Origin of the sequence: Spongiibacter taiwanensis (assembly GCF_023702635.1) — a bacterium.
GTDB classification, from domain to species: domain Bacteria; phylum Pseudomonadota; class Gammaproteobacteria; order Pseudomonadales; family Spongiibacteraceae; genus Spongiibacter; species Spongiibacter taiwanensis.
Genome location: NZ_CP098455.1, coordinates 1,812,523 through 1,837,038, shown reverse-complemented (window position 1 = coordinate 1,837,038; position 24,516 = coordinate 1,812,523). Strand labels below are relative to the sequence as shown.

The following is a 24,516-nucleotide window of genomic DNA, read 5'->3' as shown; positions in this document are numbered from 1 at the left end:
CCGGAAGTTCGGTGATCAAGGGCCTATTTTGTGTTCAATGTCAGAGGCTTACAAGGCATTTTTATGTGCGCCTCAGCGGAGCGGGCGAGTGACTGATACCGAGGGCTCGTCGACGGCGCCGCCAGACGTGGCAGCAGATGCAGCGGCGGAGGCCTGGCGGGCCGATATGCTGGCGATGCTCGATGCTCATTTCATAGCAGCGCGCGAGCGGGTGGATGAGGCCTACCACCATCATTTCGCCTCCCTGGGCAGCGTGTTGAAACGGCATTGGCAGCACCGTCGGGACGTGCCGGCGGATTTGCTGACCTTGCCCCGGGGTCTCTGGCAAGTGCTGAGTGGTCGCCGTGGCCCTCGTCCCCTGACAGGGAAAGAGCAGGCGGTGGCCGAGATTATGGCTAGGGAGGTATTAGACTTGCCGGGGCTGCAGCAAAAGCTGCTGTTTCATCTGGAAGGTCATCCCGACTATCGCCCCGATGCCATTGCGCAGCTGCAAGCCGAGCTGGCGCCATACGATGCCGATGAGGCCCTGCGCCGGCTGCACCTGGCGGTGGCCCAATGGGGGCAACGCCACGACAACAGTCGCGAGTTCCTGATGTTTCTCGGCCTGGGTTTGCTGGGGCGCAGTTTGAGCGACAAAATTGCCTTTGGCAGTGCTTCAGTGCTGGGTGTTTCTCTGGCGAGCAGTGCCTATCTCAGTCAGCAGGGCGCCCTGTCGGCGCTGTGGGCGAGCTGGTTTGGGGTGCCGGGCTGGGTTGCCGTGAGCGGCGCCATTGGCGGCTTTGCGGTGGCCATCGCCGCGACACCACTGATATCGCCGTTTCTGGAATACGGCTTTAATCGCTGGGGAACCCGGCGTCGGCTGCTGCAAATGGTTGATGCGGTTCACCGGGAAATTCGCGCACCGCTCGGTGACCGTCTGTGGCGGGTGGGCGCCTACCTGCAGTTTATCCCCGACTTGGTTCAGGTGTTGAGAATGCTGCGCTAGGCGGCGCTCCAGTCATTTTTGCTGCCCTGTCAGCGGCAAAAATTCCTAAAAAAGCATATGACAGCTTGGCTGATTTGCCCCTAAATACCGGTTTTTCTGGGGTGCCGCCGGTGTCCGCTGATCTGCTTTCTGTTCTTCCTTCCTCCGCTGATATTTTTGATCAGTTGGCTGACGCCTTGGCTGCCGAGGGCTACGCGGTTATGCCTGACGCGTTGCCGCCGGCGCTAGCCGCCGACTTACTGCTGCGGGTGACGCGTTTTGACGATGATCAGTTCCGCTCGGCGGGGGTCGGGCGGCAAGGGGATTACCTGCTCAACCCCTTTGTGCGCAGCGACGAAATTCACTGGTTGTCTGATGCCGATGGGGCGGAGAGGCAATACCTCGACTGGATGGAGCAGTTGCGCGGGGCGCTGAATCAGCGCCTGTTCTTGGGGTTGTTTGACTACGAGGCCCATTTTGCCCGCTATCAGCCCGGCGCGTTTTACAAGAAGCATCTGGATGCATTCAAGGGACGCAGCAATCGGGTGTTGTCGACCGTGTTCTACCTGAATCCCGGTTGGCTGGAAGCCGATGGGGGGCAATTGCTGATCTATGGCGACAGCGACGAAGTGGTGGACCGGGTAAACCCGCTGATGGGGACCCTGGTGGTCTTTCTCAGTGACAAGGTGCCCCATGAGGTGCTCGCGGCGAGGCGCAACCGCTTCAGCATAGCCGGGTGGTTCCGGGTGAATAACAGTCTCAACCAGCACCTCGATCCGCCCAGGTAGCCTCGGGCGTTGGGTCGGCTACAGTCGGCGCAATATGCCCAGGCTGTCGCAGCGATCCACCGCTTCAAATAGCCCAGAGGCCAGCGCCAGGCGATAAATCGCGATGGGTGCCTGGCCGCCCTCTTCGGCATGCTCGAACAGGTCATGAATAGCCAGCAAACCGCCCCGGCGCAGATGGCAGACCCAGCTGCGGTAGTCCTCCAGCGCGCCCTTGAGGCTGTGGCCACCGTCAATAAACAGCATGCCCAGCGGGGTTTGCCAGCGCTGGGCCGCCAAAGACGAGCTGGCCACGATGGCCACGGTGTAGTCGCTCAGACCCGCGGTTTGCAGGTTGCGGCGGAAGTGTTTGAAGCTGTCGACCTGCTGCGCGTCGCTGTCAAACAAACTGGGGTCGTGGAACAGCTCGCCGGGCTGGTGCTCCTCAGAACCGCGATGGTGATCCACGGCATAAACCAGATTGTTATGTGCCTTGCAGGCAGCGGCGAGGTAGAGGGTGGATTTTCCGCAGTAGCTGCCCACCTCCAACACCGGACCCACTGTGCTGGCCTGGGCAGCTGCCCGGTAAAGCGCTTCGCCTTCGTTGGCGCTGAGAAAGCCTTTTACGCTGTTGATGTCGATACCCAGCGGAGCGAGGGGGCAGGGCATTAGCGCAACCTCACAGCTCGGCTTCCATCGATTCCAGCGTTTCCTGAAGCTCGAGCCACTGACCTTCGCTGTCCTCGTTTTGCTGTTTTAGAGATGCCTGGGTAGCCAGCAAGGTTTTCAGCTGCTCTTTCTGGGCGGCTTCGTACAGGCTGGGGTCGGCCAGTTGCTGCTCCAGATCGGCGAGCTGTTGGCTGAACTTGGCCATCTGGCTTTCCAGCTGTTTGATCTGCTTGGTCAACGGCGCCAATTGCTGGCGCCGCTGGGCGGCCTGCTGGCGGGCCAATTTCTTGTCTACATTGGGAGCAGAGCTTGGTTGCGGGTCGCTGTCGTCGGTACCGCGCTCCCGGGTCAGGAGCCACTGCCGGTAGTCGTCCAAGCTGCCTTCGTAGGCCTCCGCCCGGCCATTGTCGACCAGAATCAGCTCGTCGACGGTGTTGCGCAGCAGGTGGCGGTCGTGGGAAATCACCACGATGGCGCCCTCAAAGTTTTGCAATGCGCCGGTGAGGGCCTGACACATTTCCAGGTCCAAATGGTTGGTGGGCTCGTCGAGCAGCAGCAGGTTGGGGCGTTGCCAGACGATCAAGGCCAGCGCGAGGCGGGCCTTTTCGCCGCCCGAAAAGTGCTCGCAGCTTTGTTCGGCCTGCTTGCCGTGGAAATTAAACCCGCCGATGAAGTTGCGGATATCCTGCTCGCGGGCCTCGGGCCGCAAACGCTGCAACTGCAAAATAGGGCTGGCGGCCAGATCCAGCGACTCCAGTTGGTGCTGGTGGAAGTAGCCGGCATAAAAGTGTTCACCCTGTTGGCGCTGGCCCGACAGTGTCGGGACTGTGCCCGCCAGGGCCTTCATCAAGGTGGATTTACCGGCCCCGTTAGCGCCCAGCAAGCCAATGCGGCTGCCGGGGTGCAGGCTGAGATTAATGTTTTTAAGGATCGCGCTGTCGCCGTAGCCCAGCTGGGCCTGGGACAAGGTCAGCAGTGGGTCAGAAAATTGCTTCGGCGGCAAAAACTGGAATTTAAATGGAGAGTCGACGTGGGCCGGGGCAATTTCCGCCATTTTCTCCAGGGCCTTTAGGCGGCTCTGGGCCTGTTTTGCCTTGCTTGCTTTGGCCCGGAAGCGGCGCACAAAATCTTCCATGTGGGCGCGGACCGCTTGTTGCTTCTCATAGGCCTGTTGTTGCTGGGCCAGGCGCTCGCCGCGCTGACGCTCAAAGGCGCTGTAGTTGCCGCGATAGCGAGTGAGCGTTTGCTGCTGCAGGTGCACAACAAAGTCGCAGCAGGCGTCGATGAAATCCCGGTCGTGGGAAATCAATAGCAGGGTGCCGGGGTAGCGGCGCAGCCACTGCTCCAGCCACAGGCTCGCATCGAGGTCGAGGTGGTTGGTAGGTTCGTCGAGCAGCAGCAGGTCGGAGGGGCACATGAGCGCCTGGGCCAGATTGAGGCGGATGCGCCAGCCTCCGGAAAAGCTGTTGACGGGGCGCCGAAGGTCCTCCTGCTTGAAGCCGAGCCCCTGTAGCAGGCGCTCGGCGTCGCTGGGAATCTGGTAAGCCTTGATCAGATCCAGCTCGGCGTGGAGCTCGGCCAGGCGGGTGTCGCTGCGGCAGCTGGCCAATTCCCGCTCCACCTCTCTGAACCGCCGGTGGCCATCCATGACATAATCGAGGGCCGGGCGCTCGCTGCTGTCGAGTTCCTGCTTCATTTCTGCGATTTGCCACTGGCTGGGGATGGCGCAGAGGCCCTGGTCCTGCTGGAGGTGCCCGTTTAACAGCATGAACAGGCTGGATTTACCACTGCCATTGGCGCCAACCAGCGCCATATGCTCGCCGGGATTGATGCGCAGGCTCGCCTCTTCTAGCAAAGGTTTGCCGCCGCGTTGTAAGCTGAGGTCTTGGAGTTCAATCATGATGGGGCAGGATTATAGCGTGGTAGCGAAGAGCTGATGCAGACCGGCGCAAAAGAAAATCTCTCTCGTAAGCTCTGGGCCTATTGCTCCCGGGTTTATGAGTACCCGGGGGTGGAAAGCGAATGCCTGCGGCTCCAGGACGAATGCAATCTGGATGTCGTGCTCTTGCTGGCGGCCGGGTTTTGCAGTCAGTACAGGCTGGCCTGGAATCGGCTCATCTTTACTGAGCTGCGCGCCGAGTCTGCTGACTTGCGCCGGGATTTTATCCTGCCGATCAGAAATATGCGGCGCCGGGCCAAAAGTATTGCGACCCCGGCGGTTTACGAGTCGCTGAAATCTGCCGAGCTTGCCCTCGAGCGTTGGCAGATAGACCACATCGGCCAGCGCCTGGAAGAGCTGCGTGAACTCGACGGCGAGATGGCCGAGGACATGGAAGGGGCGCTGATGGTGTGCGTTCCGCCCGATGACCGGGGCTTGCAGGAGCGTTTGCTGGGCTTGGCCTCGTTGCTCAACAGTGCCGGCCGAATTGGCGACAAGCCCGCCGATTAAATCTTGTCAAATAGGCTGACCAGTCGGTCTTCCGGTTTGTCCGGGTGGCTGGGAATGTCGCTCATGCGTCGATTTGCCCTTCGCTGCCGGATGGGTGGCTCCGCCTTTGGCGCGGGTACAACTTTTTGCTCTCGCTCAGTGGTCGGCGTCTGTTTGGCGGGCTTGGCGACTGCCGTTTTCGCCTCATCGGCCACGGGGGCGGGCGGGTTTGCGGCAGCGGCTTGTGAGGGCGCCGGTGACCGCGGTGCTGCCTCGGCGGGAGTGGTGCTTATTGCGGCCTTCGCCGTGGGGGTAGCCTTCTTGGCTGCTTTCACTGGCGTGCTCTTTGGTATCGCTTTGGCTTTGGCTTTGGTTGCTGGTTCGCTGGATTTTGTGGTGGTTTTCGTCGGCGATGGCGACTTTTCGCTGGTTTTTTTGCTTTCCGGCTGACTGCTGGGCTTGGCTTGCTTGGCCGGCGTTGCTTTAAGGGAGGCCTGCATCGCTTTTAAAACGGCGCGCTCCCGGCGGATATCCAGTTTTAAGGCGATCCCCTCGCTGCGCAATTGTGCCAATGCCTGCTGGTGTTCATCAAAGGTGGCTTTGGCTCTGCTTTCGGCGTCTTCGGCACGCTTCTTTATAGAGGGGCTGGCGTCCTTGGCGGCACTGACCTTTTCTTTTGCGGCATCGAGGGCGGCGCGGCTTTTGTCCGCTTTGGTTTTCAGCGTTTCCAGTTTCTTTTCAATGTCTTGCAGCTGCTTTTCGAGTGTATCAACGTGTTTGTCTCTGAGATTGTCCAGGCGAGACTGAAGCTGCTTTAGTTCGGCAAGCGGATCAAGTCTGGTATCGCTTTTTTTATTATTGCGGACCATGCTGTTAGACCTTGAAAATAGTTTGAATACCATGAGGCTCGATTATACGAATTTGTTTCTTGTGTACCAGATTCTATCCCCCGGTGTCTATGGGGGAACGCTTGTGGCAGACTGTTGTCCTTTACTCGGTTGGCACTGCCGATTCTTTTCGATAATAGGGAGTTACATGAAAAAATCACTGTTTTGCGTCGCAATGGCGACTGGTCTTCTGGTGGGCTGTACCGGCGGCGAGGATTCCGAGCCAAAACTGGATTCTGAAATCGCGAAAGTCAGTTACGGGATTGGCGTGAACATTGGCTCCCGCTTTGGCGACGACCTCCCTCTCGATGTAGATGCGTTTAGCGCCGGGGTCTCAGATGCCCTCGCCGGTGGTGATCTCAAAATGACCGACGAAGAGATCATGAGCACCCTGCAGTCCTACCAGCAGAAACAAATGGCTGCCCGCCAGGCCGAAGCCAAGGCGTTGGGCGATAAAAACCAGGCGGAAGCTGAAGCCTTCTTCGCCGAAAATGCCGAGAAAGAGGGTGTTGTCACCACCGACAGCGGCCTGCAATACATGGTCTTGGCAGAAGGTGAAGGGGATAAGCCCGGCGAGGAAGACATGGTGGAAGTGCACTACCGCGGCACGTTGCTGGATGGTAGCGTGTTCGACAGTTCTTACGACCGCGGCCAAACGGTAAGCTTTCCTGTGAATGGTGTCATTCCCGGTTGGACCGAGGCCCTTCAGTTGATGTCGGAAGGCGCCAAGTACAAGCTGTTTATTCCGTCTGAATTGGCCTATGGCGCGGGTGGTGCAGGCGAGATGATTGGTCCAAACGCCGCGTTGGTGTTTGAGGTCGAGCTGATTGACGTGGTTGATGAAGAAGCTGAAGAAGGCGCGGCGAAATAGTCGCCAGTCCTTTCCAGAATGGGTTCGATTCCATTGAGCCCAGAATAAAAAAACCGGCGCATGCGCCGGTTTTTTTATTGCTACGAAGACCCAAGGTGACCAGCAATCCGTGCCGATCGGGCGGTGCAGGACATCCGTGTCGCACCTATGTCATCCCTGACGTTGGTTAGAATAACAACTCCGCTTGTTTGCATCATCGGAGATATGCGTTAGTTGGTGTGAGACATCTGCCATAACGCCGTGAGGAATGGGCGGCATTCAGTGAAGTGCGGCCTTCATGGCGTCATCAATGGCGGTGTAGCGGAAAGTAAAGCCACTGCTGAGCAGGCGCTCGGGAATAACGCGCTGAGAGGCAAGTAGCAGGGTACTCATTTCGCCGAATAATGCCTGGGTGACGATTTTGGGGGTATTCAAAAATGCCGGGCGGCCGAGGGCGGCGGCCACGCTGAGGGTGAACTCCCGATTGGTCGCCGGCACTGGGGCGACCAGGTTGAAGGGCCCGGCAAGGGCGCGATGGTCCATGATATGCAAGATGGCGGCTATAACGTCCTCGCGGGCAATCCAGGCCTGCCAGTGAGCGCCCCCGGCAAAGGTGGCGCCCAGACCGAGGCCGAATGGCAGGCGCATGGTCGCCAGGGCGCCGCCGTCGGCGGGCGGGCCAAGGACGATTCCCAGGCGCAGGATGGCGCGGCGGAATCTGCCGTCGTCGGGGACGGCGGCTTCCCAGTCTTGGCATAATGTGGCGGCAAAATCGCCCCCCGGCGGCGCGGATTCGGTCAGTTCAGTGTCGCCTGCGTCGCCATAGTAGCCGATGGCAGAGCCGCTGATGACCAGCGTCAGGCAGTCCTGCCAATGTTTTTGCGCGATGTCCATCAGCGTCTCGGTCAGTTTGATGCGGCTATCCCGCAGCGTCTGCTTTCGGCGAGCGCTCCAGCGCCGGGCTGCAATGTTGGCACCCGCAAGGTTAATGATGGCCTTGGGTCGCAGATTTGCCACCGCAGAAAGGTCGCAGCATATCAGTCGTTCCGGGGCGAGATCCTTGAGCAGTTGCTGGGTTCGGCCGGGGTTTCTGCTCAAGGCGATCACGCCGTAGTCGTTTGCCTGCAATGTCGCGCAGAGCGCACGACCAATAAAGCCGCTGGCGCCGCTGACCAGAATCCAGTCTGCTGTTTGGGTGTCAATTTCCGTCATGATGCTTTCGACCTGAGTTGATGATTGACCTTCATTGACGCGAAGGGGGCGAGGCGTTCGGCCACCCAGCTGACGAGTTGCGTTACCTCCTCTGACCGTGGTGCGCTGCCCGGGATTATTGCTGCGGGTTGGGGGCGTCGGTCGAACCAGAGCAGGCCGCAATGCTGTCGAGATAAGCCTGGGTCGCTGGCGAGCCAGACCATGGTATCGGCGCCCATCCGATTGTCGCGAAGTTGGCTCAGCAATTTCTGCCTGAATGCCGGCAGTGATTTGGCGACTCCTGGGGTATCGGCCCATCCGGGGTGCATGGCAAAGCTGAGGTAGTCAGCGTGAGGGGCGGTGTGCTGGGTGAGTGTCAGCAGGGCCCTCTTGGCGCGGGCGTAGGCTTTGGTGCCGCGAAATTCGGTGCGCTGAAATTGCATATCGTCGAGGTGGAGGCTTTGCAAGTAGAGTCCTCCCGATACCACATTGATGATTCTGCTGGTTGGGCACAGGCTCGGTTCGAGATGCTCTGTCAGTAACGCGGGGGCCAGCAAATTGACCGCCATGCTGAGCTCGTTGCCATCGGGGCTTTCCTGGCGATGATCGTACAGCGCACCCGCGTTGTTGATCAGGATATCGATCTGCGGGGTGTGCTTGCAGATTGCGGCCGCGGCAGCGGCGGTATCTGTCAGGGAGGCCAGGTCGGCGCAGTAGATTGTCACGCTGGATGACGGTACGCCGGCCGTGTCGCTGATCGTCTCCGCCGCTGCTGCCAGCCGCTGGTTGTCGCGGCCGAGCAGAATCAGATGTGCGCCCAGGCGCGCAAGTTCGCAAGCGGCAGACAGACCCAGACCAGAGGTTGGGCCGGTCACCACGGCTGTTTTGCCGTCCAGGCGGTAACTGTGAGATTTTTGCGGCATGTTCTGGTAACCGCGCTTGCCAAAGTCCGCCATTTTGCAAAGCACCAGGCGATGCTTGAGATGCTCGCCAGGCCGAATTTTGGTGGGCGGTGCCATTGGGGTGAGGGCAGTGGTTAATCCCGCCGCCGCCTTCCTGCCAATGCGTTGCAGTACCGGGCGCATTACCGGTTTGCTCCAGCCGGAAAGACTGCTGAGGGTCAGCTCTGCTCGGTAGCGGATTTCGGTTTGGTTGTTGCCGAGCGCCTGAAAGTCTAGGGTATCCAGGGCATGGATACCCTTGCCGCTCCCCTCCAGCTGCAGGCGCCGGTGGGGACTAATGACCTTCTGGCGATAGATCATCGTGCTCTGGCCCAGGGGCAGATTGAGGGAGATCCGATAGGTCGTGCCCGGCGCGACCGGCCCCGGGGTGATTTTTTCGGCTCGGGAGACGCCGGGGTCCCATTGCTCGATGGTCGAGAAATCGGCCAGATAGGAAAAGCATTCCTGCAGGGATCGCGGTACGACGATGCGCTCTTCCAGTGTGTGTTTCATGTTTGCTGCCCAGTTGCGTGCCTGAGTGAGTTTACGCAAGGGGAAATGGCGCTGGATCAGCCCTCAGCGGGGTGGGCCCAAGAAAAACTGACGTGCTTAGTCCTCTGGAAGTAAGCGGTTCAGCTTGCCGATCAAACCCTGGATCTGGTCGAGGTTTTGCTCGGGTCTTTTGGCGACGCCATCAAAAATCAGTGCAATCAACATGTCCGCAATTTCCAGGCTGCTTTCCCGGGTTCGGTTGCCTGACAATGCGTCCCAAAGGTAGTGCTCGGTGGTGCCAAATACCACATTGCGAACGAGCGTGGCGGGAATGTTGGCGGCGATTTCGCCCGATGCTTTTCCCTCTTTTACGATCTTCATCACGCAGTTAGTGTAGCGGCGGTTGAAGTCGTGGACCTTTTCCAGCAGCTCGAGGTGTGAGCCCCGGGACTCACACAAAATGACGGAGCACAGGTTTTCGTTGTCAAACAGGTAGGCCATGTGCAGGTGAATGGCGTAGCGCAGTTTGTTGCGTGCGCCGTCGATGGCGTAAATTCCCTTCTCGAGAGAATCGAGGTTTTCCTCATAACAACTCTCGATGACCCGCGCCATCAGCGTCCGCTTGTTCTGGAAATAATGAAGGACGGTGCCCTCGACAACACCGATGCTGTCTGCGATCTCGGAAATGGTGGCATCTTCATAGCCGCGCCGTTCAAATACGTCTCGGGCTGCCTTCAAAATTTCCTGTTGGCGATACTCTCGGGATTGTCTCGGCTGTCGTGGCCGCGGAGTGCCGGATTTAGTTTGCTTGCTCAAGGGGTACGGGCTCGTTGATCATTTTTATTGTTCACCTCGCCTGGCTGATGGTGTGTCGGTCCTTGGGCGGGGCAGTGGTGACGTATCTTAGTCGTCAAAGGATGTTACCTCAACGCTGTAGGGAATTCCCAATTCCCGCACCGATGTTGTGGCAATTTGGCTCGCGTATGGCGATCCACCAGTATTTGCTATACTCCCGGTTTTTGTGCGAGACAGCAGAGTTTGAGGCGGGCTATCCCGGCTTTCAGACCAACAAGGGATCACATGGGTAAGCCTTCTTCGCCAGAACCGCAGACTGAAAAAGCAGTAGCGACTCCCCGTCAGCGGGCGCGTCGTATGCCTGCAGAAGAGCGTCGTCAACAAATATTGAACTGCGCGATAGAGGTGTTTTCGGAAACCGGTCTAATCAACGCCAAGCATACCGATGTTGCATTTAAAGCAGATGTCTCGATACCGACGGTGTTTCATTATTTTCCCACTCTTGAGGCTCTTCAGGAGGCAGTGCTAAAGGAGCTGCATACTTTCTTTGTCGAGTCGCTGATCAAGCCTCAACAAGAGCGCTCCGACCTGCCGGCGTACGAGCGGATCGAACAAATTCTTCTCGCCTTCGAGAAGATTATCGACGACAAGCGCCCCTATGTGACCGTGTGGTTGGAGTGGAGTGGTTTTACCCGGGGTTTCACCTGGGAACTGTACATGGAGTTTTATCGGGAGGCGACCAGCGAGCTGCGTAAGATGATTCTCGATGGTCGTCACGATGGTTCGATCAGCGCAACAATTAATGCTACCGATGCTTCTCGGGTTGTGATGGGGATGGCGCACACGGTTGCCCATTTGCGCTTTTCGCAGAGTTCCGCAAGAGTCGTCCGTAAGACGGTTCACTCGCTGGTGATGAGCTACCTCGCCAGCGCCTAAATCTTTACTCTCCTTATATTTTTTGCATGGCTGCCCAATAGGGTGGTCTCCTGCTTTAGCATACCTGCTCACATATTTTGCCGGGCATCGAGCGCCTGTGTGGTCGAGCATTCGTCGACGCCCTTGTTGACTGAATTTTCAATAAGAACTAAATTAGGGGTCGGTTTGCATCCCTCCCTGATTGCAAGCAGGCGGTCCAGATGCCTGTTGTGGATGAAATAATAAATGGGACTGGGGCTTGGCAATCCGCGCCAATGTTGAACGCTGGTGACTTGACGCTCTCAATCGCTGCCGCTTGATGGCTGCGCCGATGGGGCGGGTCGCAACTGAAAAAAATAGTTATCGTGAGGACGCTGTTATGGCCGCTCAACCTGTACCGCGCCAGTACGCCATGTGGAAATTGATGGCATGGTCTGGCCCAATATTTTTTATTGGCTTCTTCGTTATGTGGGGGCTGTTGGCCCGAAACTTTCCGCCGATGGCGGCATCCACCTCTGCAGAGGGCATGTGGGAACACTATAAAAACTTGCAGATGGAGATCCTGATTGGGATGTCCGTGTGTATTGTTCTCGGGTCTTGCTACATGACGTTTGGTGCGGCTGTATCTCGGGTGATGCGCCGTATTGAGGACGGTGAAGAGGGAATGCTGTCCAACATCGAAATGCTGGGTTCAACCATTACCTGCTGCCCCATTATTGTCGCGTGTGGCCTGTGGCTGACCGGCGGCTTGCTGGTTGACTCGCTGGCACCAGAGACCATTCAAATGCTCTATATGGGCGCGTGGATGATCATTGATTTGGCCTACATGGTGACCAGCTGGCAGATTATCGCCTGTTCTGTGTGTTTCATGCGCGATAAGCGCGAGAAGAAACTGGTGCCCAATTATGTTAGCTGGTGGGGTTTTGTCACCGTGGCCTCGTTCTTCCCGGTAAGCTTGATCCCGTTCTTCAAAACCGGTCCGTTTGCTTTCCACGGTTTGTTTAACTTTTGGGTGGCTTTCCCCACGTGGTACATTTGGATTGTGTTAATGTCGATCTACGTGATCAAAGCGGTGTACCGTCTGGAAGCTGAGGAAAAGGCCAGTGAGTCAGTGAGTGCCGGTCTTCGTGGTGCTTCGGCAACGGCTTAGTGCCTCAATCGCCGTTTAGCAGGATCGACAGTAGCCCCGCCGGGGCGAAGCCAGCTATGCGGCGACCCCTGCCCCCAAAATAATTAGTGTGGATTATGAGTTCTGTGGTTGCAGCTAAAGAGCGTCGTATCCCAGGCGTTGAAGGTGTCTGGGTGTTTGTCGGCGCAGATATGTTCTTTTTTGCCGTGCTGTTCATGTCATTTATGATGGAACGGGCAAAGGCAGTGGAGACTTTCGAAGCGTCCCGCCTTCTCCTTAACCAGGACATCGGCGGGATCAATACCCTGATTCTGCTGACCAGTTCCTGGCTGGTGGTCCGCGGCGTGCAGGCGGCGAAGGTCGGTGATTACGACCGGGTTCCCCGGTTCCTGCTCGGCGGCCTGCTGTTTGGTGTCGGCTTTCTGGTGTCTAAAGTGTTTGAATATGGCGCCAAATTTGGGGCGGGGATTACCCCAGTCTCCAATGACTTTTTCATGTTTTACTTTGCCTTGACCGGGATTCACTTGCTGCATGTTATCGGCGGTTCTGTCGTGCTTTTAGTGTTTTATCTTCGCGCTCGTGGCAACCGAATCAATGCTAATAATGTTGCCCATCTCGAGGCCGGTGGTATTTATTGGCACATGGTCGATTTGCTGTGGATTATGTTGTTTCCCTTACTTTATCTGCTGAAAGCCTTATGAAACTAAATGCTTATGGTGGCTCGGCCACGGTAGTTTGGGCCCTGCTTGTCGCTGCCAGCGTGATTACAACCTGGTTTTTGTCTAAAGATGCGTTCACGCCAACGGTGGCGGCGGTAGGCAGTATTGGTATTGCCGCCTTTAAAATCCGCTTGGTGCTGATCCACTTTATGGATCTGAAAGAAGCGCCCTGGCCGCTCCGAATGGTATTTGAAGCCTGGACCGCCGTCGTCACTTTGGGGATTTTGGGTTTGTTTATCTCCGGGGTGCAGTAAGGTCGCGCCGGTTTTTTTACCGAAAGAATTTAAATAATAATGAGGTAATGGGCGCGGCCGGCATGTTCTGGTTGATGGTCTTTGATCTCCTTTCAATCGCGTCACTTTTCCATGCAGGAGTCTGTCATGTCTAGCAGTGTCATTATTGCTACCAAGGCGGCGATGTGCCTCACCTGGGCGGCCTTTATCCTCGCCCTGGCCGCCTTGCTGCCACCGGCGATCAATCAGATTGCCCTCTATTTTGGGGTATTCGTGCTGGTGGCTCACGCGCTGGAATACGTTTTCGTAAAAGCCAAGTTCGCGAGTGTTGCAGGAATCGGACTGGTGCCGACGCTGCTGTTTGGATTTGCTCACTGGCTGCCGTTGGTGAAAGCTCGGCAACGTTAAGCTGAGTCCGGGTAGCAGGAGCCGAGCGTGGACCTGGCGGGTGCGAAAGGGCAGGGGATACTTGCCAGCTGGGTGTTAACGATTATCCGCGCGCTGGAAAAGCAGAGTGGCCTGTTGCGGGATGACATTCTCGGCGCCGCGCAGCTCGATGGCGAGCGCCTGCAGCAGGGCAGTAATCGCTATAGCCAGCAGGAGGTGACGCAACTTTGGGTGTGTGCCCGAAAGCTCGCCCACAACCCGGCCTTCGGCCTCTGCGTTGCTCAGGAGGTCAAGCCGGCGAGCTTTCATGTGGTGGGACACCTGATGGCCTGCAGCGTGACGCTGCTACGGGCTTTAGAGCGCCTTGCCCGATATTGCCGTTTGCTCTCGGATGCCACTACCGCCCGGTTGGTCAGCAGAGGCGAGTTGATCACCCTGGAATTTCTCTACGATCTGGACAAAAACCCGCCCGTAGCGCAATCCTACGACACTGTGCTAGCCAGCATTCTGCATTTGCTGCGGGAGATATCTGGTGATCGCATCGATCCTCACTCGGTTAACCTGCGCTACTCGGATACCGCTCTCGATCCCGCCTTTGAGGCGTTCTTTTCTTGCCCGATAGCGTACGGTGCGGCGCAGGAGTGCTTGACCTTTAATCGCGCTGATTTGGAAAGGCCCATCTTGGCTGCCGATGAAGAACTGGCCAATTTGCTGGAGGCGGTTGCCCGGGAGCAATTGGAGCTGCGAATGCAGGACCGGCTCCCCCTGCGGGTGAGAGATGCCCTGGTGGCCCAGTTTACCGATGGCGCACCGTCCAAGGCGAAAACCGCGCAAATGCTGCATATGAGCGAGCGCACCATGCTTCGTCGCCTCAAAGAACAGGGCGAGACCTACTCGGGGGTACTCAATCAGCTGCGGGAGGAGCTGGCTTTTCAATATCTCCGTCAGGGCCATTTGAGCCTTGGTGAGATTGCCGAGCGCCTGGGATTTTCAGACTACTGGGCCTTCAGTCGGGCCTTTAAACGCTGGACGGGCAAGACGCCGGGGCGCCACGCCAAAGGGGCCGAATAAGCGCGCTTTTCACAATCGCCCCGCCTGACATCCGGCTGATTGCACCGTGAACTCGTGTATCGGTTTGTGCCAAATAGTGAAATTTGGCCTTTTTGGTACAGCGCTGGCCCGTCGAGTGCTATCTGTAGCTCTGCATCCTCCGTAATCTCCTTCTAAGCCTGCGGTGAACATTCCGTCGCGGGCATGAATAACCAAAATAACGAGATGTGGAGTACCGATTGATGTCAGACATGGCTGAACTTCCTACCGATCTTGACGGCCTGTTGGCGGTGGCTCGTCAGCAGGCGGGCCTGAGCGAATTTGGCGACACCGAGTTTCTAAAGGGTTTGTCGATCTTGCTCGACGCGCTGCCCAGGGAAGCCAACCTGAATGCCACCGGCAAGCAAATGGTGTACGGCGGCATTATCCGTCTGCTGACTAACCGTTTGCGTTACGCCGAGGATGTGCGCAAACACCTGGAGATTCTGGACGAAAAGATCGTCAAGCCGATCATTATTACCGGGCTGCCCCGCACCGGAACCTCAAAACTGCAGCGCGTAATGTCGGCGGATCCCCAGGTGCAGCGACTGGATTTCTGGAAAGAACTGTTTCCTGCACCCTTTCCCGATGAAGAGCCGGGCAATCCCCAGGGCCGGATCGATGCCGCTCTGCAAATGGAAACGGCGCTGTCAGAGAACTTTCCCGGCTGGATGGCGCGCCATCCCATGGAGGCCGAGGAACCCGACGAAGAACTGCATTTAATGGAGATGGCCTTCGACAGCATTATCTCCTGGCTGTTTGCCCGCACGCCGTCGTTCTATGACTACGTTGCCAGCAGCGACCAACGCGGCAGCTACAAAGTGACCCATCAGATGTTGCAGTACCTGCAGTGGCAGGACGGCAACACCGAAGGTCGCCCCTGGATTATGAAAACGCCGGTGCATCTTGGCTCAATGCCAATGCTGTTGGAGACCTTCCCCGACGCCATTATTGTCCACTGCCACCGCGATCCCCGGGATGTGATTCCGTCTTTTGCTTCGCTGATTGAAGAGGGCAGAAAGATTGGCAGCGACACGGTTGACCCGGTAGAAATCGGCCGCGATGTGTTTGCCTACTGGGCTGACCAGATGGACCGCAATCTGCAGGCGCGTGAGTCACTGCCCGCCGACCGCATTCTGGATATCGATTACCTGGATATCGTCAAGGATGTGAACAGCGTGATCGAGAAGGTCTATGCCAAAGCGGGCAGAACGCTGACTGCCGAATCGCTGGCCGCCTTTAACAACTACGAAGGTCGTCGCCCCAAGGGCTACTGGGGAACCTATGAGTACACCCCGGAGCAGTTTGGTCTGTCGCTTGATGACATAGACACCCGCTTCGCGACCTATCGCCAGCAATTCATTTTGAAATAAACAGGATCATGCTCATGCTACCCAAGACCAAGGCAGACAATTTGCCCACGGGCTTCGCCGACCCCGAAATCTGGCTGACCATCAGCCAGGAAATTGCGGCCCTGCAAAAGTGGGTATGGGAAGACCCGCTGATCAAAGACGAACATACCCGCGCCGAGGGTGTGCGCTATCTGACCCGCTTGATTGCCGGTGCGCTGCCCATGACCCTGGATACTTCATCGGTGGAGTATCCTCAGTTTTTCCATTTTCTCAGCACCCGTATTCACTACGGCTTGCCTGCGACTGACTGCTTCTATGTTTGGGCACCGGTGCACGGCGACTACACCTACAAGATTCGCGGTTTCAAGGGCGATGCCCGGGTGTTCGATATTGAAACTCGCAACAACCACTTTGCCCATATCGCTGACTGGACGGTGGTGGATCGCAAAAGCGATTTCGAGACCGACGAAAACAACGAAGTCGAGATTATTCTGAGCCGCCACGAGCAGCCTGGCAACTGGGTCAAATTACCTGAGGGCTACGGCAATATTATTTTCCGCCAGTACTTTTATGATTGGGAAAATGAAGCCGCTGCCAACGTGACTATCGAACGGGTGGGTGCAGAGTATCCGGCGCCAGGTATTACCGCAGAAGAGATCAGAGAGCGTTGCGGGCTGTTTATCGACTGGTTGAAAATGCTGCCAAATCGCTTCGCCGAAGTGTACCGCTCTTACTACGACGCCCCGCAAGACAGGCTGATCTTTGACTCCATCGACTTCGGCTGGGCTGATCTGCGTTACGGCAAAGGCACTTACGAGTGTGGTCCAGATGAGGCCATTATCATGGAAGTCACGCCGCCGAAAGCGCACTACTGGAGCACCCAGCTGTGCAGTCATTTTTGGGAGGCCAGGGATTACCACCAGCGCCAATCGTCTCTCAATGGGCATCAGGCAACTTTGGATAAAGACGGCGTACTCCGCGCGGTTATTGCCCACAAGGATCCCGGTGCGGCCAACTGGCTCGACACGGGCGGTCATGAGCGTGGCTTGATCTCGATTCGTTACTACAAGGCCGATGGCACCCCGGTGCCGACCCTGCGCAAAGTCAAGTTTGCTGACTTGAGCAAAGAGCTCGACCCCGCGACACCCATGATCGGCCCCGAAGAACGCCAGAAAGTTCTACTTGCCAGGGCCCGTTCCATTCCAAAGCGTAATTTTGATTGATACCACGACGAACAATAAAAAGGAGCAGTAGCATGTTGTTAGACGTTAAGAATCTGTTTTCTCTCGACGGTAAAGTTGCCCTGGTTACCGGTGGCGGTACCGGCATGGGGCGTCGCATTGCCTTCACCCTGGCTTCGGCGGGTGCCAAGGTGATTGTTGGTGCCCGCCGCCAGGAAATGGTGGAAGAGGTCGCGGCCGGTATTCGAGAAGCCGGTGGTGATGCCACTGCCGTGCGTCTGGATATTTCCGATGTCGCCAGCATCAAGGCGGCCTTTGACCAGGCAGAGCAGACTTACGGCATTGTCGATGTGTTGGTGAACTCGGCGGCCCAGATTGATTTTGCGCCCTTTCCCATGATTGATGATGCGGCCTGGAATAACCTGATCGACGTGAACTTCAGCGGCACCATGCGCATGTGTAGAGAGTGCACGACCCGCCTGCTGGAAGCAAAAAAGCCGGGCTCTATTATTAACATCAGTTCTGTAACGGGTCTGCAGACGCTTAAAAATGTGCCCTGTTATGGCAGCCTGAAAGCGGCGGTTATTCAACTCACCAAACAGATTGCGGCGGACCTGTTTAACACCGGCATTCGCTGCAACACCATTGCCCCCGGTTACTTTCTGACCGAAATGGTAGAGGCCTATTTCGAAACAGATCAGGGCAAAGAGGAAATCTCTCGCCTGCCTTCCAAGCGGGTTGGCAAGGTGGAAGAGCTGGATGGTCCGGTGCTGCTCTTGGCCAGTGACGCGTCCTCATTTGTTAACGGTGTGGTGCTGCCAGTAGACGATGGCCAGGTATTGCAGCTGGCGTAATGCAATCTGTAAGGCTGAAAATTCAGTAAGGAAAATAATAATGAGCGAACAGCAGAACAAAGAAATTGTAGAGGGCTTCTGGCAGGCGTTTTCGGCCAGTGATGCGGATAAAACCCTGTCCTATCTGTCGGATGATGGCTTCTCCTGGTGGATTGCCGGCGATCCAAAAGAGTTTGCCCTGGCTGGCACCCGGGACAAAGCGCAATTCGCTGAGCTGTTATCCGGGGTGCTCAAAGAGGCGCCCGACGGTTTGCAAATGACGCCCTCTGCCTGGACTTGCCAGGGCGAGCGGGTCGCCGTGGAAGCCGAGTCCTATGGCTATGTTAAAGGTAAACTCTACAACAACCTTTATCATTTTCTGATGACGGTCAGGGACGGAAAAATCTGTCAGGTGAAGGAATATCTCGATACCACTCATGCAACTCAGGTGCTTTGTTAGCGCCGATAAGGTAAATCGCTATGACGAAAAAAATTGGTGTCGGCATTATCGGCGCCAGCCCGGAGCGGGGGTGGGCGGTCGACGCCCACATTCCTGCCTTGGCGCAGATTCCCGAAGCAGAACTGGTGGCTGTCAGTACCAGCCGCGCTGAATCGGCCCGAGCGGCGGCAAGCCAGTTTGGCGTGGCGTTGGCTTTTGATAATGCCGAGGCGCTGGTCGCTCGTCCTGAGGTTGATCTGGCGGTGGTGACCGTCAAAGTGCCCTATCACTTTGAACTGGTCAGCGCGGCGTTGAACGCGGGCAAGGCGGTGTACTGCGAATGGCCCCTGGGTAATGGCGTTGAAGAGGCCGAAGCGCTGGCAAAAATGGCGGCGGAAAAAGGCGTTTATAACGCGGTGGGGCTACAGGCAAGATCTGCGCCGGTAATCAAATACGCTAAAGCCCTGGTGGCAGAGGGATATGTTGGCGAGGTGCTGTCCTCCACCATTGTCGCCGATGGCATCAACTGGGGCGCCGATGTACTGGACTGCTACCGCTATCTGCTGGACAAAGACAACGGCGCGTCCATGTTGACCATTCCCTTCGGTCACACCATGGATGCCTTTTGTTCGGTCCTTGGCGAGTTCGCCTCTCTGAACGCGACCACCGCAACCCGGCGCAAGCGCGTCAAAGTGGTGGAAAGCGGTGAAATGATCCCCGCTACCGTGGCCGACCAGATTGCCCTGACCGGCGAGTTGGAAAGTGGCGCGGTCGCGTCCGTGCATTTTCGGGGCGGCTTTTCCCGGGGGACGCACTTTTTGTGGGAAATCACCGGCACCGAGGGTGATCTGGTCATCACTGCCGGCGGCGGTCACACCCAAATGTTGCCACTGGCGATTCAGGGCGCGCGCGGCGAAGAGGCACTGGCACCGCTTACCATCCCCGACGCGTATCAGTATCCGAATTTGAATCTGGACGATGGTCCGCCAGCCAGTGTGGCCCGGGCTTACAGCACGCTGGTGGAAGACTGGCTGCGGGGTGGGCAAACGCTGCCCAGTTTTGCCGATGCGCTGTTGCGGCATCGCATGCTGAAGGCGATTGAATTGTCTGCTAGTACCGGCAGTAGAGCCTCTTATCTCGATTGAGAATTTGGCTGCTCATTTATGTGATAGTGTTATGACTCGCATCTTGAAGATGATGGGGCTGTGTTGCTTTGCTCCTTGGTCCAAATTGCTGGTCGCAATTTGTCGAACTTGGAGAGGTCAGCGTGGCCCGCGAGCGCAGCGAGTGCTGTGGCCATCTCACCGATCAGGAGAACCAAATTAAAAAGCCACCCGGGTATGGGAATGGGGCTTTTTGGATTGGAGATGACAGCGATAGAGGATTGACTCAAAACAGCTTGTGGCTGTTTTGACCCCTTCGGGGCGCCTATCGGCGGTCCAAATTGCTGGTCGCAATTTGTCGAACCTGGAGAGGCCCTCACCGATCAGACGAACCAAATTAAAAAGCCACCCGAGGGGTGGCTTTTTAATTTGGCCCGCCCGAGAGGATTCGAACCTCTGACCTTTGCCTCCGGAGGGCAACGCTCTATCCAGCTGAGCTACGGGCGGAAATCGGTGACGCGCGGTTGCCGGTGGCAAGGGCGGGTCTTTTGAGAGCGGCGAACTATAGCAAAGCCAAAAAGGATGGGCAATACAGCGCTTGGTTGGTGGGTGCTTACATCGGTGGGCAGAGAGAACTCGAGGAGGCGCTCAAGGCCCTGTGAGGGGGACGAGCCGCGAAGTTGATGCAAATCAGGCCGCGCTGACTATTTCGATATATTCCACCCCACCGCTGAGGCAGTGCTTCATCAGGGCATCCCGATCGCGACGGTAGGTATCTACTGCTGCCAGTTTAACGTGACCAAAACCTCTTAGCTTCTGCACCAGCTCGACGATTTCGATGGCGGTATCGCGATTTTCGAGTGTCAGCTTACCGAGTAACGATTCGAGTTCCTGAATAAATTCTTCAATAAGTTGACGCTCTATTTTGCGCTCGCTGGTATAGCCGAAAATATCCAGTTTAGTGCCCCGCAGGGATTTAAATTTTGCCAGCAATCTAAAGGCGGGCATCATCCAGGCACCGAAGGTGCGCTTACGGGGATGGCCTGTGTCGCGATCCTTTTGGGATAGCAGTGGCGGCGCTATATGGAATTGCAGTTTGAAGTCGCCCTCAAAGGTATCCTGCAGCTGTTTGATAAAGTCGCCATCACTGTAAAGGCGGGCGACTTCGTACTCGTCTTTGTAGGCCATGAGCTTGTGCAGTGCCTTTGCGACCGCAACGCTTAGCGCTAATTCCTGGATGGTGTTTTCACCAAGGAGTGCAGCCTCTGCCTGACGTACTTTTTCGATAATATCGGCATATCGCTTGGCATAATTGTCATCCTGATATTTGCGCAGGTGCTGATAGCGAAATTCGATGATGTCGTCGAGCTGTTCCAGCGGTTGCCAGTGCTCAGCGTCAACGCCAGATATTGCCCGTACTTCTTCCGGTGCAACCGCGCTGCGGCGTCCCCAGAGAAAGGCCTGTTTGTTGAATTCAATCGCCACACCATTGAGCTCAATGGCGTCTTCAATGGCCTGGGCGCTCACCGGAATGTAACCGAGCTGGTAGGCGTAGCCGAGCATGAAGAAGTTGCTGGCCACTGCATCACCGAGCAGGTGGGTGGCAATCTGACTGGCTTCGACAAAGGTGACTTTGTGGGCGCCAACTTCCTCCAGCAGGATGTTCTTCATTGATTCTTTCGGAAACTGAGCGTCGGGGTTGTAAACAAATTCGGCGGTGGGTGCGTCGGTGTCGTTAATCACCGCGTAGGAGCGCTCGGTATTCAGTTTGGCAATGGCCTCGTCGCCGGCGCTGACGACCAGATCGCAGCCCAATAGCAAATCCGCATCCCCGGCGGGAATACGCACGGCATGGATATCCTCTTGCTGCTGGGCGATGCGCAGATGGCTTACCACCGGGCCAAACTTTTGCGCCAACCCGGTCTGGTTCATGGTCGCGCAGCCCTTGCCTTCAATGTGAGCGGCCATGGCCAGCACCGCGGTAATGGTGAGTACACCCGTGCCGCCGACCCCGGTGACCACAATATTCCAGGGTTGGCTCAATACCGGCTGTGCTGGCTCGGGCAGGGGGACAAATTCCTGTACTGCGGCGGCGGCTTTGTTCTTCTTCAGGTTGCCACCAATCACCGAGACAAAGCTGGGGCAGAAGCCGCTCACGCAGGAATAGTCTTTGTTACAAGCACTTTGATCGATCTCCCGCTTGCGACCCAGTTCGGTCTCTGCCGGTAAGACAGACAGGCAGTTAGATTTTTTACCGCAGTCGCCACAGCCTTCGCAGACCGCTTTGTTGATAAAGATCCGCCGGTTGGGGTCTTCCATTAATTTCTTCTTGCGGCGACGGCGTTTCTCGGCGGCGCAGGTTTGTTCGTAAATCAGCACGCTGGTGCCGGTGACCTCCCGCAGCGATTTCTGGATTGCCATCAGGTCGTCCCGGTGATCAATGGTCAGGCCATTTTTGGCTTTGAATTTAAATTTCTCCGGATGATCGGAGACCAGGGCGATCCGCTTGATGCCCTCGCCACGCAACTGCTGAATAATCTGCTCAACGCTCAACTGGCCGTCGATGGGTTGGCCACCGGTCATGGCAACGGCGTCGTTGTAGAGGATTTTGTAGGTAATGTTGGCGCCGGAGGCAACGGCCTGGCGGATGGCCAGTAGTCCGGAATGGAAGTACGTGCCGTCACCCAAATTTTGAAACACATGCTTGGTATCGGTGAAGGCTGCCTGGCCAATCCAGCTCACCCCTTCGCCGCCCATTTGGGTAAAGGTATGGGCGGGGCGGTTTTCCATAAAGGTGCTCATGTAATGGCAGCCAATGCCGCCAAAGGCGACGCTGCCGTCCGGCACCTGGGTGGAGGTGTTGTGAGGGCAGCCGGAACAATAGTGCGGGCTGCGGGTAATCTTGTCTCGCTTGCTGGCGATGGATTGTTCTTTCTGATCATAGAAGCGAAGGCGCTTGTCGATTTCCTCGCTCTGGTAAAAACGCCGAATCCGCGAGGCGATGGCCCGGGCCACCATGGCCGGTGTCAGTTCGCTCAGGTTGGGCAGCAGGTCTTTGCCGTGCTCGTCAAATTCGCCGATAACCCGGGGGCGTTTGTCCACCGACCAGTTATACAGTTGGCCGGTGAGCTGGTCCTCAATTACCGAGCGCTTCTCCTCGACCACCAGGATTTCTTCCAGGCCGTCGGCGAACTGATGGGTGACCACTGGCTCGAGCGGCCAGGGCATGCCCACCTTGTACACCCGCAGGCCAATTTTGGCGGCGGTGTTGTCGTCAATGCCCAAATCTTCCAGGGCCTGCATGACATCGAGGTAGGACTTGCCGCTGGTGATAATGCCCAGCCGCGGTTGCGCGCTGTCCAGCACAATGCGGTTCAGGTTATTGACGCGGGCGAACTCGCGGGCGGCGTAGATTTTGTATTTGTTCAGCCGTAATTCCTGGGCCAGTGGGGTATCGGGGAACCGCACATGCACGCCATCAGCGGGCAATTCGAAGCTGTCGGGCATGACAATGTTAATGCGGTGGGGGTCGATTTCGGCAGAGATAGCCGAATCCATATTTTCGGTGATGGCTTTCAGGCCCGCCCAGCAGCCGCTGTAGCGGGATAGCTCCCAGCCGTAAATGCCGAGGTCGAGGACTTCTTGCACATTGGCGGGCGCCAGTACCGGCATGGAGGCACCCATGAACATATGCTCGGACTGGTGAGGCAGGGTAGAGGATTTAGCGGCATGGTCGTCGCCGGCTACTGCCAGCACCCCGCCGTACTTTGAGGTGCCTACCGCATTGGCGTGTTTGAACACGTCCATGCTGCGGTCAACACCAGGGCCTTTGCCGTACCACATGCCAAACACTCCGTCGTACCTTGCTCCGGGCAGTAAGCCCAGTTCCTGGGTGCCGCGCACGGCGGTGGCGGCGAGGTCTTCATTGATGCCGGGCTGGAATTTGATGTTGTGCTTATCGAGATATTTGCGGGCCTTCCACATGGACTGATCGACGGTGCCCAAGGGGGAGCCGCGATAGCCGGAGACAAAACCCGCGGTATTCAGACCACGCTCGGTGTCCCGCTGGTGTTGGAGAATGGGTAGGCGCACCAAGGCTTCGATGCCGGTGAGGTAGGCGCGGGTGGTATCCAATGCATATTTGTCGTCCAGGGATATTTTTTTATGGTGCATTCTTGGGGCTCCAGCTTGGACAGGTGTTGAGAGGGTAGATTATCCGGCTCATCTGGGAAGGTTTATGCAAAAGTCGGCCGGAAAGGTCGGAAATGGAAGGGCTAATTCGCTTTTGGTTGGTTGGGTGGATGAAAATGCCCTGCATGGACTTCGGTTCGCATGCTGAATTTGAATTGAAGGGGGGATGGGGCTAGTTGTCCCTCTGCTCTTCAGGTGGCGGAAATGCGCTTTTTTTGGGGCTGGAGACGGGGGCTTCGTCTCGCAAGACGCATTGTGCCAAGGCCAGGCTGGTTATGGAGTAATCGGATTCATGCCGCTATAATGCCCCGCGGAGAGCAGGCCAACGCGGGTCGCTTTGCTAGGGGAGAGGATGGAATAGTGAAAAAAGTGTTGTTGAAACAAGTTGCATCGGCGGTAGCGCTGTTAGTGTTGGCGCTGTCTGCATGGGCATTGACCGATAAGCAGCGGGACGAAGTCTCATCTCGAATTGCCCCCGCCGGTAAAGTGTGTCTGCAAGGTGACAGCGGCTGTGGTGCTGCGATGGCAGCCTCAGGCGGTGGTGCGAAATCTGGCAAAGAAGTTTACGAGGGCAGCTGTCAGGGTTGTCACGCTACGGGTGCAGGCAACGCTCCTAAAATGGGTGACACGGCGGCCTGGGCGCCTCGGATTGCTCAGGGCAACGATACACTTTACACCCATGCCATCGAAGGTTTGAACAATGTCGGTATGATGCCCGCCAAAGGCTTGTGCATGACCTGCTCCGATGACGAAATCAAAGCAGCTGTGGATTATATGGTCGAGAATAGCCAGTAACACAGCTACTCTTGTAGCAGTGCAGAAAGCCGCGATTCCCTCGCGGCTTTTTTTGGCTGCTTTTTGTTACCGTTGTCCGGCCTGATATTTCCCGCTTGCGGCTCCAATCTATTGACGCACCCGTATAGGCGTTATTAGGTTGATAAAAAATAACGATTAAGTTGAGCGC

The 24,516-nt window shown here is 57.0% G+C and carries 23 protein-coding genes and 1 tRNA gene; 16 read left to right on the top strand and 8 right to left on the bottom strand.

The features are described 5' to 3' along the window. Window positions 1-88: 88 nt before the first annotated feature. Together NCG89_RS08475 and NCG89_RS08470 are read left to right on the top strand one after the other, a co-directional pair. A complete protein-coding gene (locus NCG89_RS08475) occupies window positions 89-985 on the top strand; it encodes a hypothetical protein (protein WP_251089311.1) in 897 nt (298 codons plus the stop codon). 65 nt (window positions 986-1,050) lie between these two features. Beyond that, window positions 1,051-1,752 (top strand): 2OG-Fe(II) oxygenase, encoded by a 702-nt coding sequence (locus NCG89_RS08470; RefSeq protein ID WP_251089310.1) that lies wholly within the window; start codon window positions 1,051-1,053, stop codon window positions 1,750-1,752. 18 nt (window positions 1,753-1,770) lie between these two features. Here the strand turns inward: NCG89_RS08470 and NCG89_RS08465 are convergent, their stop codons facing one another. Both NCG89_RS08465 and NCG89_RS08460 read right to left on the bottom strand, forming a co-directional pair. Next, window positions 1,771-2,397, bottom strand: a complete 627-nt coding sequence (locus tag NCG89_RS08465) for a class I SAM-dependent methyltransferase (RefSeq protein WP_251089309.1) — start codon at window positions 2,395-2,397, stop codon at window positions 1,771-1,773. Between the two features lie 10 nt (window positions 2,398-2,407). Continuing rightward, the gene (locus NCG89_RS08460) at window positions 2,408-4,297 is read right to left on the bottom strand and encodes an ATP-binding cassette domain-containing protein (RefSeq protein ID WP_251089308.1); all 1,890 of its coding nucleotides are present in this window, start codon (window positions 4,295-4,297) and stop codon (window positions 2,408-2,410) included. 36 nt (window positions 4,298-4,333) lie between these two features. On the opposite strand from NCG89_RS08460, the gene NCG89_RS08455 reads away from it, so the two are divergent. Further along, window positions 4,334-4,846, top strand: a complete 513-nt coding sequence (locus tag NCG89_RS08455; protein ID WP_251089307.1) for a TIGR02444 family protein — start codon at window positions 4,334-4,336, stop codon at window positions 4,844-4,846. On the opposite strand, the gene NCG89_RS08450 is transcribed toward NCG89_RS08455, so the two are convergent. After that, entirely contained in the window at window positions 4,843-5,694 is an 852-nt protein-coding gene (locus tag NCG89_RS08450; protein ID WP_251089306.1) for a hypothetical protein, read from the bottom strand. The genes NCG89_RS08455 and NCG89_RS08450 overlap by 4 nt on opposite strands. Before the next feature lie 166 nt (window positions 5,695-5,860). Between NCG89_RS08450 and bamJ the strand changes: the two genes are divergently transcribed. After that, complete coding sequence (bamJ, locus tag NCG89_RS08445) at window positions 5,861-6,583, top strand: BamJ family beta-barrel-assembly machinery protein (RefSeq protein WP_251089305.1); 723 nt, start codon at window positions 5,861-5,863, stop codon at window positions 6,581-6,583. Window positions 6,584-6,841: 258 nt separating this feature from the next. Here bamJ and NCG89_RS08440 read toward each other — a convergent pair whose 3' ends face one another. The 3 genes from NCG89_RS08440 to NCG89_RS08430 form a co-directional block, all read right to left on the bottom strand. Next, a complete protein-coding gene (locus NCG89_RS08440) occupies window positions 6,842-7,774 on the bottom strand; it encodes a TIGR01777 family oxidoreductase (protein WP_251089304.1) in 933 nt (310 codons plus the stop codon). Next, window positions 7,771-9,207 (bottom strand): SDR family NAD(P)-dependent oxidoreductase, encoded by a 1,437-nt coding sequence (locus NCG89_RS08435; RefSeq protein WP_251089303.1) that lies wholly within the window; start codon window positions 9,205-9,207, stop codon window positions 7,771-7,773. The genes NCG89_RS08440 and NCG89_RS08435 overlap by 4 nt, the downstream gene beginning before the upstream one ends. Window positions 9,208-9,303: 96 nt before the next feature. Beyond that, window positions 9,304-9,924: a TetR/AcrR family transcriptional regulator gene (locus tag NCG89_RS08430; RefSeq protein ID WP_251089302.1), complete on the bottom strand. Its 621-nt coding sequence runs from the start codon at window positions 9,922-9,924 to the stop codon at window positions 9,304-9,306. A gap of 342 nt (window positions 9,925-10,266) precedes the next feature. On the opposite strand from NCG89_RS08430, the gene NCG89_RS08425 reads away from it, so the two are divergent. From NCG89_RS08425 to NCG89_RS08375, 11 genes are all read left to right on the top strand, one after another. Further along, window positions 10,267-10,917 (top strand): TetR/AcrR family transcriptional regulator, encoded by a 651-nt coding sequence (locus NCG89_RS08425; protein WP_251089301.1) that lies wholly within the window; start codon window positions 10,267-10,269, stop codon window positions 10,915-10,917. A 358-nt stretch (window positions 10,918-11,275) separates the two neighbouring features. Then, window positions 11,276-12,046 (top strand): hypothetical protein, encoded by a 771-nt coding sequence (locus NCG89_RS08420; protein ID WP_251089300.1) that lies wholly within the window; start codon window positions 11,276-11,278, stop codon window positions 12,044-12,046. A 95-nt stretch (window positions 12,047-12,141) separates the two neighbouring features. Further along, on the top strand, window positions 12,142-12,726 hold the full coding sequence (locus tag NCG89_RS08415; RefSeq protein WP_251089369.1) for a cytochrome c oxidase subunit 3: 585 nt from the start codon (window positions 12,142-12,144) through the stop codon (window positions 12,724-12,726). Then, a complete protein-coding gene (locus NCG89_RS08410; protein ID WP_251089299.1) occupies window positions 12,723-12,998 on the top strand; it encodes a cytochrome C oxidase subunit IV family protein in 276 nt (91 codons plus the stop codon). The genes NCG89_RS08415 and NCG89_RS08410 overlap by 4 nt, the downstream gene beginning before the upstream one ends. Before the next feature lie 126 nt (window positions 12,999-13,124). After that, on the top strand, window positions 13,125-13,385 hold the full coding sequence (locus NCG89_RS08405; protein ID WP_251089298.1) for a DUF1145 domain-containing protein: 261 nt from the start codon (window positions 13,125-13,127) through the stop codon (window positions 13,383-13,385). Window positions 13,386-13,412: 27 nt separating this feature from the next. Beyond that, complete coding sequence (locus NCG89_RS08400; RefSeq protein WP_251089297.1) at window positions 13,413-14,435, top strand: AraC family transcriptional regulator; 1,023 nt, start codon at window positions 13,413-13,415, stop codon at window positions 14,433-14,435. Window positions 14,436-14,656: 221 nt separating this feature from the next. After that, window positions 14,657-15,826 carry a sulfotransferase family protein gene (locus NCG89_RS08395; RefSeq protein WP_251089296.1) on the top strand — a complete coding sequence of 390 codons (1,170 nt, stop codon included), beginning with the start codon at window positions 14,657-14,659 and terminating at the stop codon, window positions 15,824-15,826. Window positions 15,827-15,840: 14 nt separating this feature from the next. Further along, the gene (locus NCG89_RS08390) at window positions 15,841-17,028 is read left to right on the top strand and encodes a DUF1214 domain-containing protein (RefSeq protein ID WP_251089295.1); all 1,188 of its coding nucleotides are present in this window, start codon (window positions 15,841-15,843) and stop codon (window positions 17,026-17,028) included. Window positions 17,029-17,060: 32 nt separating this feature from the next. Further along, entirely contained in the window at window positions 17,061-17,840 is a 780-nt protein-coding gene (locus NCG89_RS08385) for an SDR family NAD(P)-dependent oxidoreductase (protein WP_251089294.1), read from the top strand. Between the two features lie 40 nt (window positions 17,841-17,880). After that, the gene (locus NCG89_RS08380) at window positions 17,881-18,279 is read left to right on the top strand and encodes a nuclear transport factor 2 family protein (protein WP_251089293.1); all 399 of its coding nucleotides are present in this window, start codon (window positions 17,881-17,883) and stop codon (window positions 18,277-18,279) included. 20 nt (window positions 18,280-18,299) lie between these two features. Beyond that, the gene (locus NCG89_RS08375; RefSeq protein ID WP_251089292.1) at window positions 18,300-19,403 is read left to right on the top strand and encodes a Gfo/Idh/MocA family protein; all 1,104 of its coding nucleotides are present in this window, start codon (window positions 18,300-18,302) and stop codon (window positions 19,401-19,403) included. A gap of 388 nt (window positions 19,404-19,791) precedes the next feature. On the opposite strand, the gene NCG89_RS08370 is transcribed toward NCG89_RS08375, so the two are convergent. After that, window positions 19,792-19,868, bottom strand: a tRNA-Arg gene (locus tag NCG89_RS08370). Between the two features lie 183 nt (window positions 19,869-20,051). Next, window positions 20,052-23,534: an indolepyruvate ferredoxin oxidoreductase family protein gene (locus NCG89_RS08365; protein ID WP_251089291.1), complete on the bottom strand. Its 3,483-nt coding sequence runs from the start codon at window positions 23,532-23,534 to the stop codon at window positions 20,052-20,054. Window positions 23,535-23,912: 378 nt separating this feature from the next. On the opposite strand from NCG89_RS08365, the gene NCG89_RS08360 reads away from it, so the two are divergent. Continuing rightward, window positions 23,913-24,347 carry a c-type cytochrome gene (locus NCG89_RS08360; protein WP_251089290.1) on the top strand — a complete coding sequence of 145 codons (435 nt, stop codon included), beginning with the start codon at window positions 23,913-23,915 and terminating at the stop codon, window positions 24,345-24,347. The last annotated feature ends 169 nt before the right edge of the window (window positions 24,348-24,516 follow it).

Coding starts and splice junctions, on each gene's coding strand:
- NCG89_RS08460 (WP_251089308.1), bottom strand. CDS start 4,297: ATGATTGAACTCCAAGACCTCAGCTTACAACGCGGCGGCAAACCTTTG.
- NCG89_RS08415 (WP_251089369.1), top strand. CDS start 12,142: ATGAGTTCTGTGGTTGCAGCTAAAGAGCGTCGTATCCCAGGCGTTGAA.
- NCG89_RS08420 (WP_251089300.1), top strand. CDS start 11,276: ATGGCCGCTCAACCTGTACCGCGCCAGTACGCCATGTGGAAATTGATG.
- NCG89_RS08395 (WP_251089296.1), top strand. CDS start 14,657: ATGTCAGACATGGCTGAACTTCCTACCGATCTTGACGGCCTGTTGGCG.
- NCG89_RS08440 (WP_251089304.1), bottom strand. CDS start 7,774: ATGACGGAAATTGACACCCAAACAGCAGACTGGATTCTGGTCAGCGGC.
- NCG89_RS08450 (WP_251089306.1), bottom strand. CDS start 5,694: ATGGTCCGCAATAATAAAAAAAGCGATACCAGACTTGATCCGCTTGCC.
- NCG89_RS08455 (WP_251089307.1), top strand. CDS start 4,334: ATGCAGACCGGCGCAAAAGAAAATCTCTCTCGTAAGCTCTGGGCCTAT.
- NCG89_RS08385 (WP_251089294.1), top strand. CDS start 17,061: ATGTTGTTAGACGTTAAGAATCTGTTTTCTCTCGACGGTAAAGTTGCC.
- NCG89_RS08465 (WP_251089309.1), bottom strand. CDS start 2,397: ATGCCCTGCCCCCTCGCTCCGCTGGGTATCGACATCAACAGCGTAAAA.
- NCG89_RS08390 (WP_251089295.1), top strand. CDS start 15,841: ATGCTACCCAAGACCAAGGCAGACAATTTGCCCACGGGCTTCGCCGAC.
- NCG89_RS08380 (WP_251089293.1), top strand. CDS start 17,881: ATGAGCGAACAGCAGAACAAAGAAATTGTAGAGGGCTTCTGGCAGGCG.
- NCG89_RS08425 (WP_251089301.1), top strand. CDS start 10,267: ATGGGTAAGCCTTCTTCGCCAGAACCGCAGACTGAAAAAGCAGTAGCG.
- NCG89_RS08365 (WP_251089291.1), bottom strand. CDS start 23,534: ATGCACCATAAAAAAATATCCCTGGACGACAAATATGCATTGGATACC.
- NCG89_RS08375 (WP_251089292.1), top strand. CDS start 18,300: ATGACGAAAAAAATTGGTGTCGGCATTATCGGCGCCAGCCCGGAGCGG.
- bamJ (WP_251089305.1), top strand. CDS start 5,861: ATGAAAAAATCACTGTTTTGCGTCGCAATGGCGACTGGTCTTCTGGTG.
- NCG89_RS08410 (WP_251089299.1), top strand. CDS start 12,723: ATGAAACTAAATGCTTATGGTGGCTCGGCCACGGTAGTTTGGGCCCTG.
- NCG89_RS08435 (WP_251089303.1), bottom strand. CDS start 9,207: ATGAAACACACACTGGAAGAGCGCATCGTCGTACCGCGATCCCTGCAG.
- NCG89_RS08405 (WP_251089298.1), top strand. CDS start 13,125: ATGTCTAGCAGTGTCATTATTGCTACCAAGGCGGCGATGTGCCTCACC.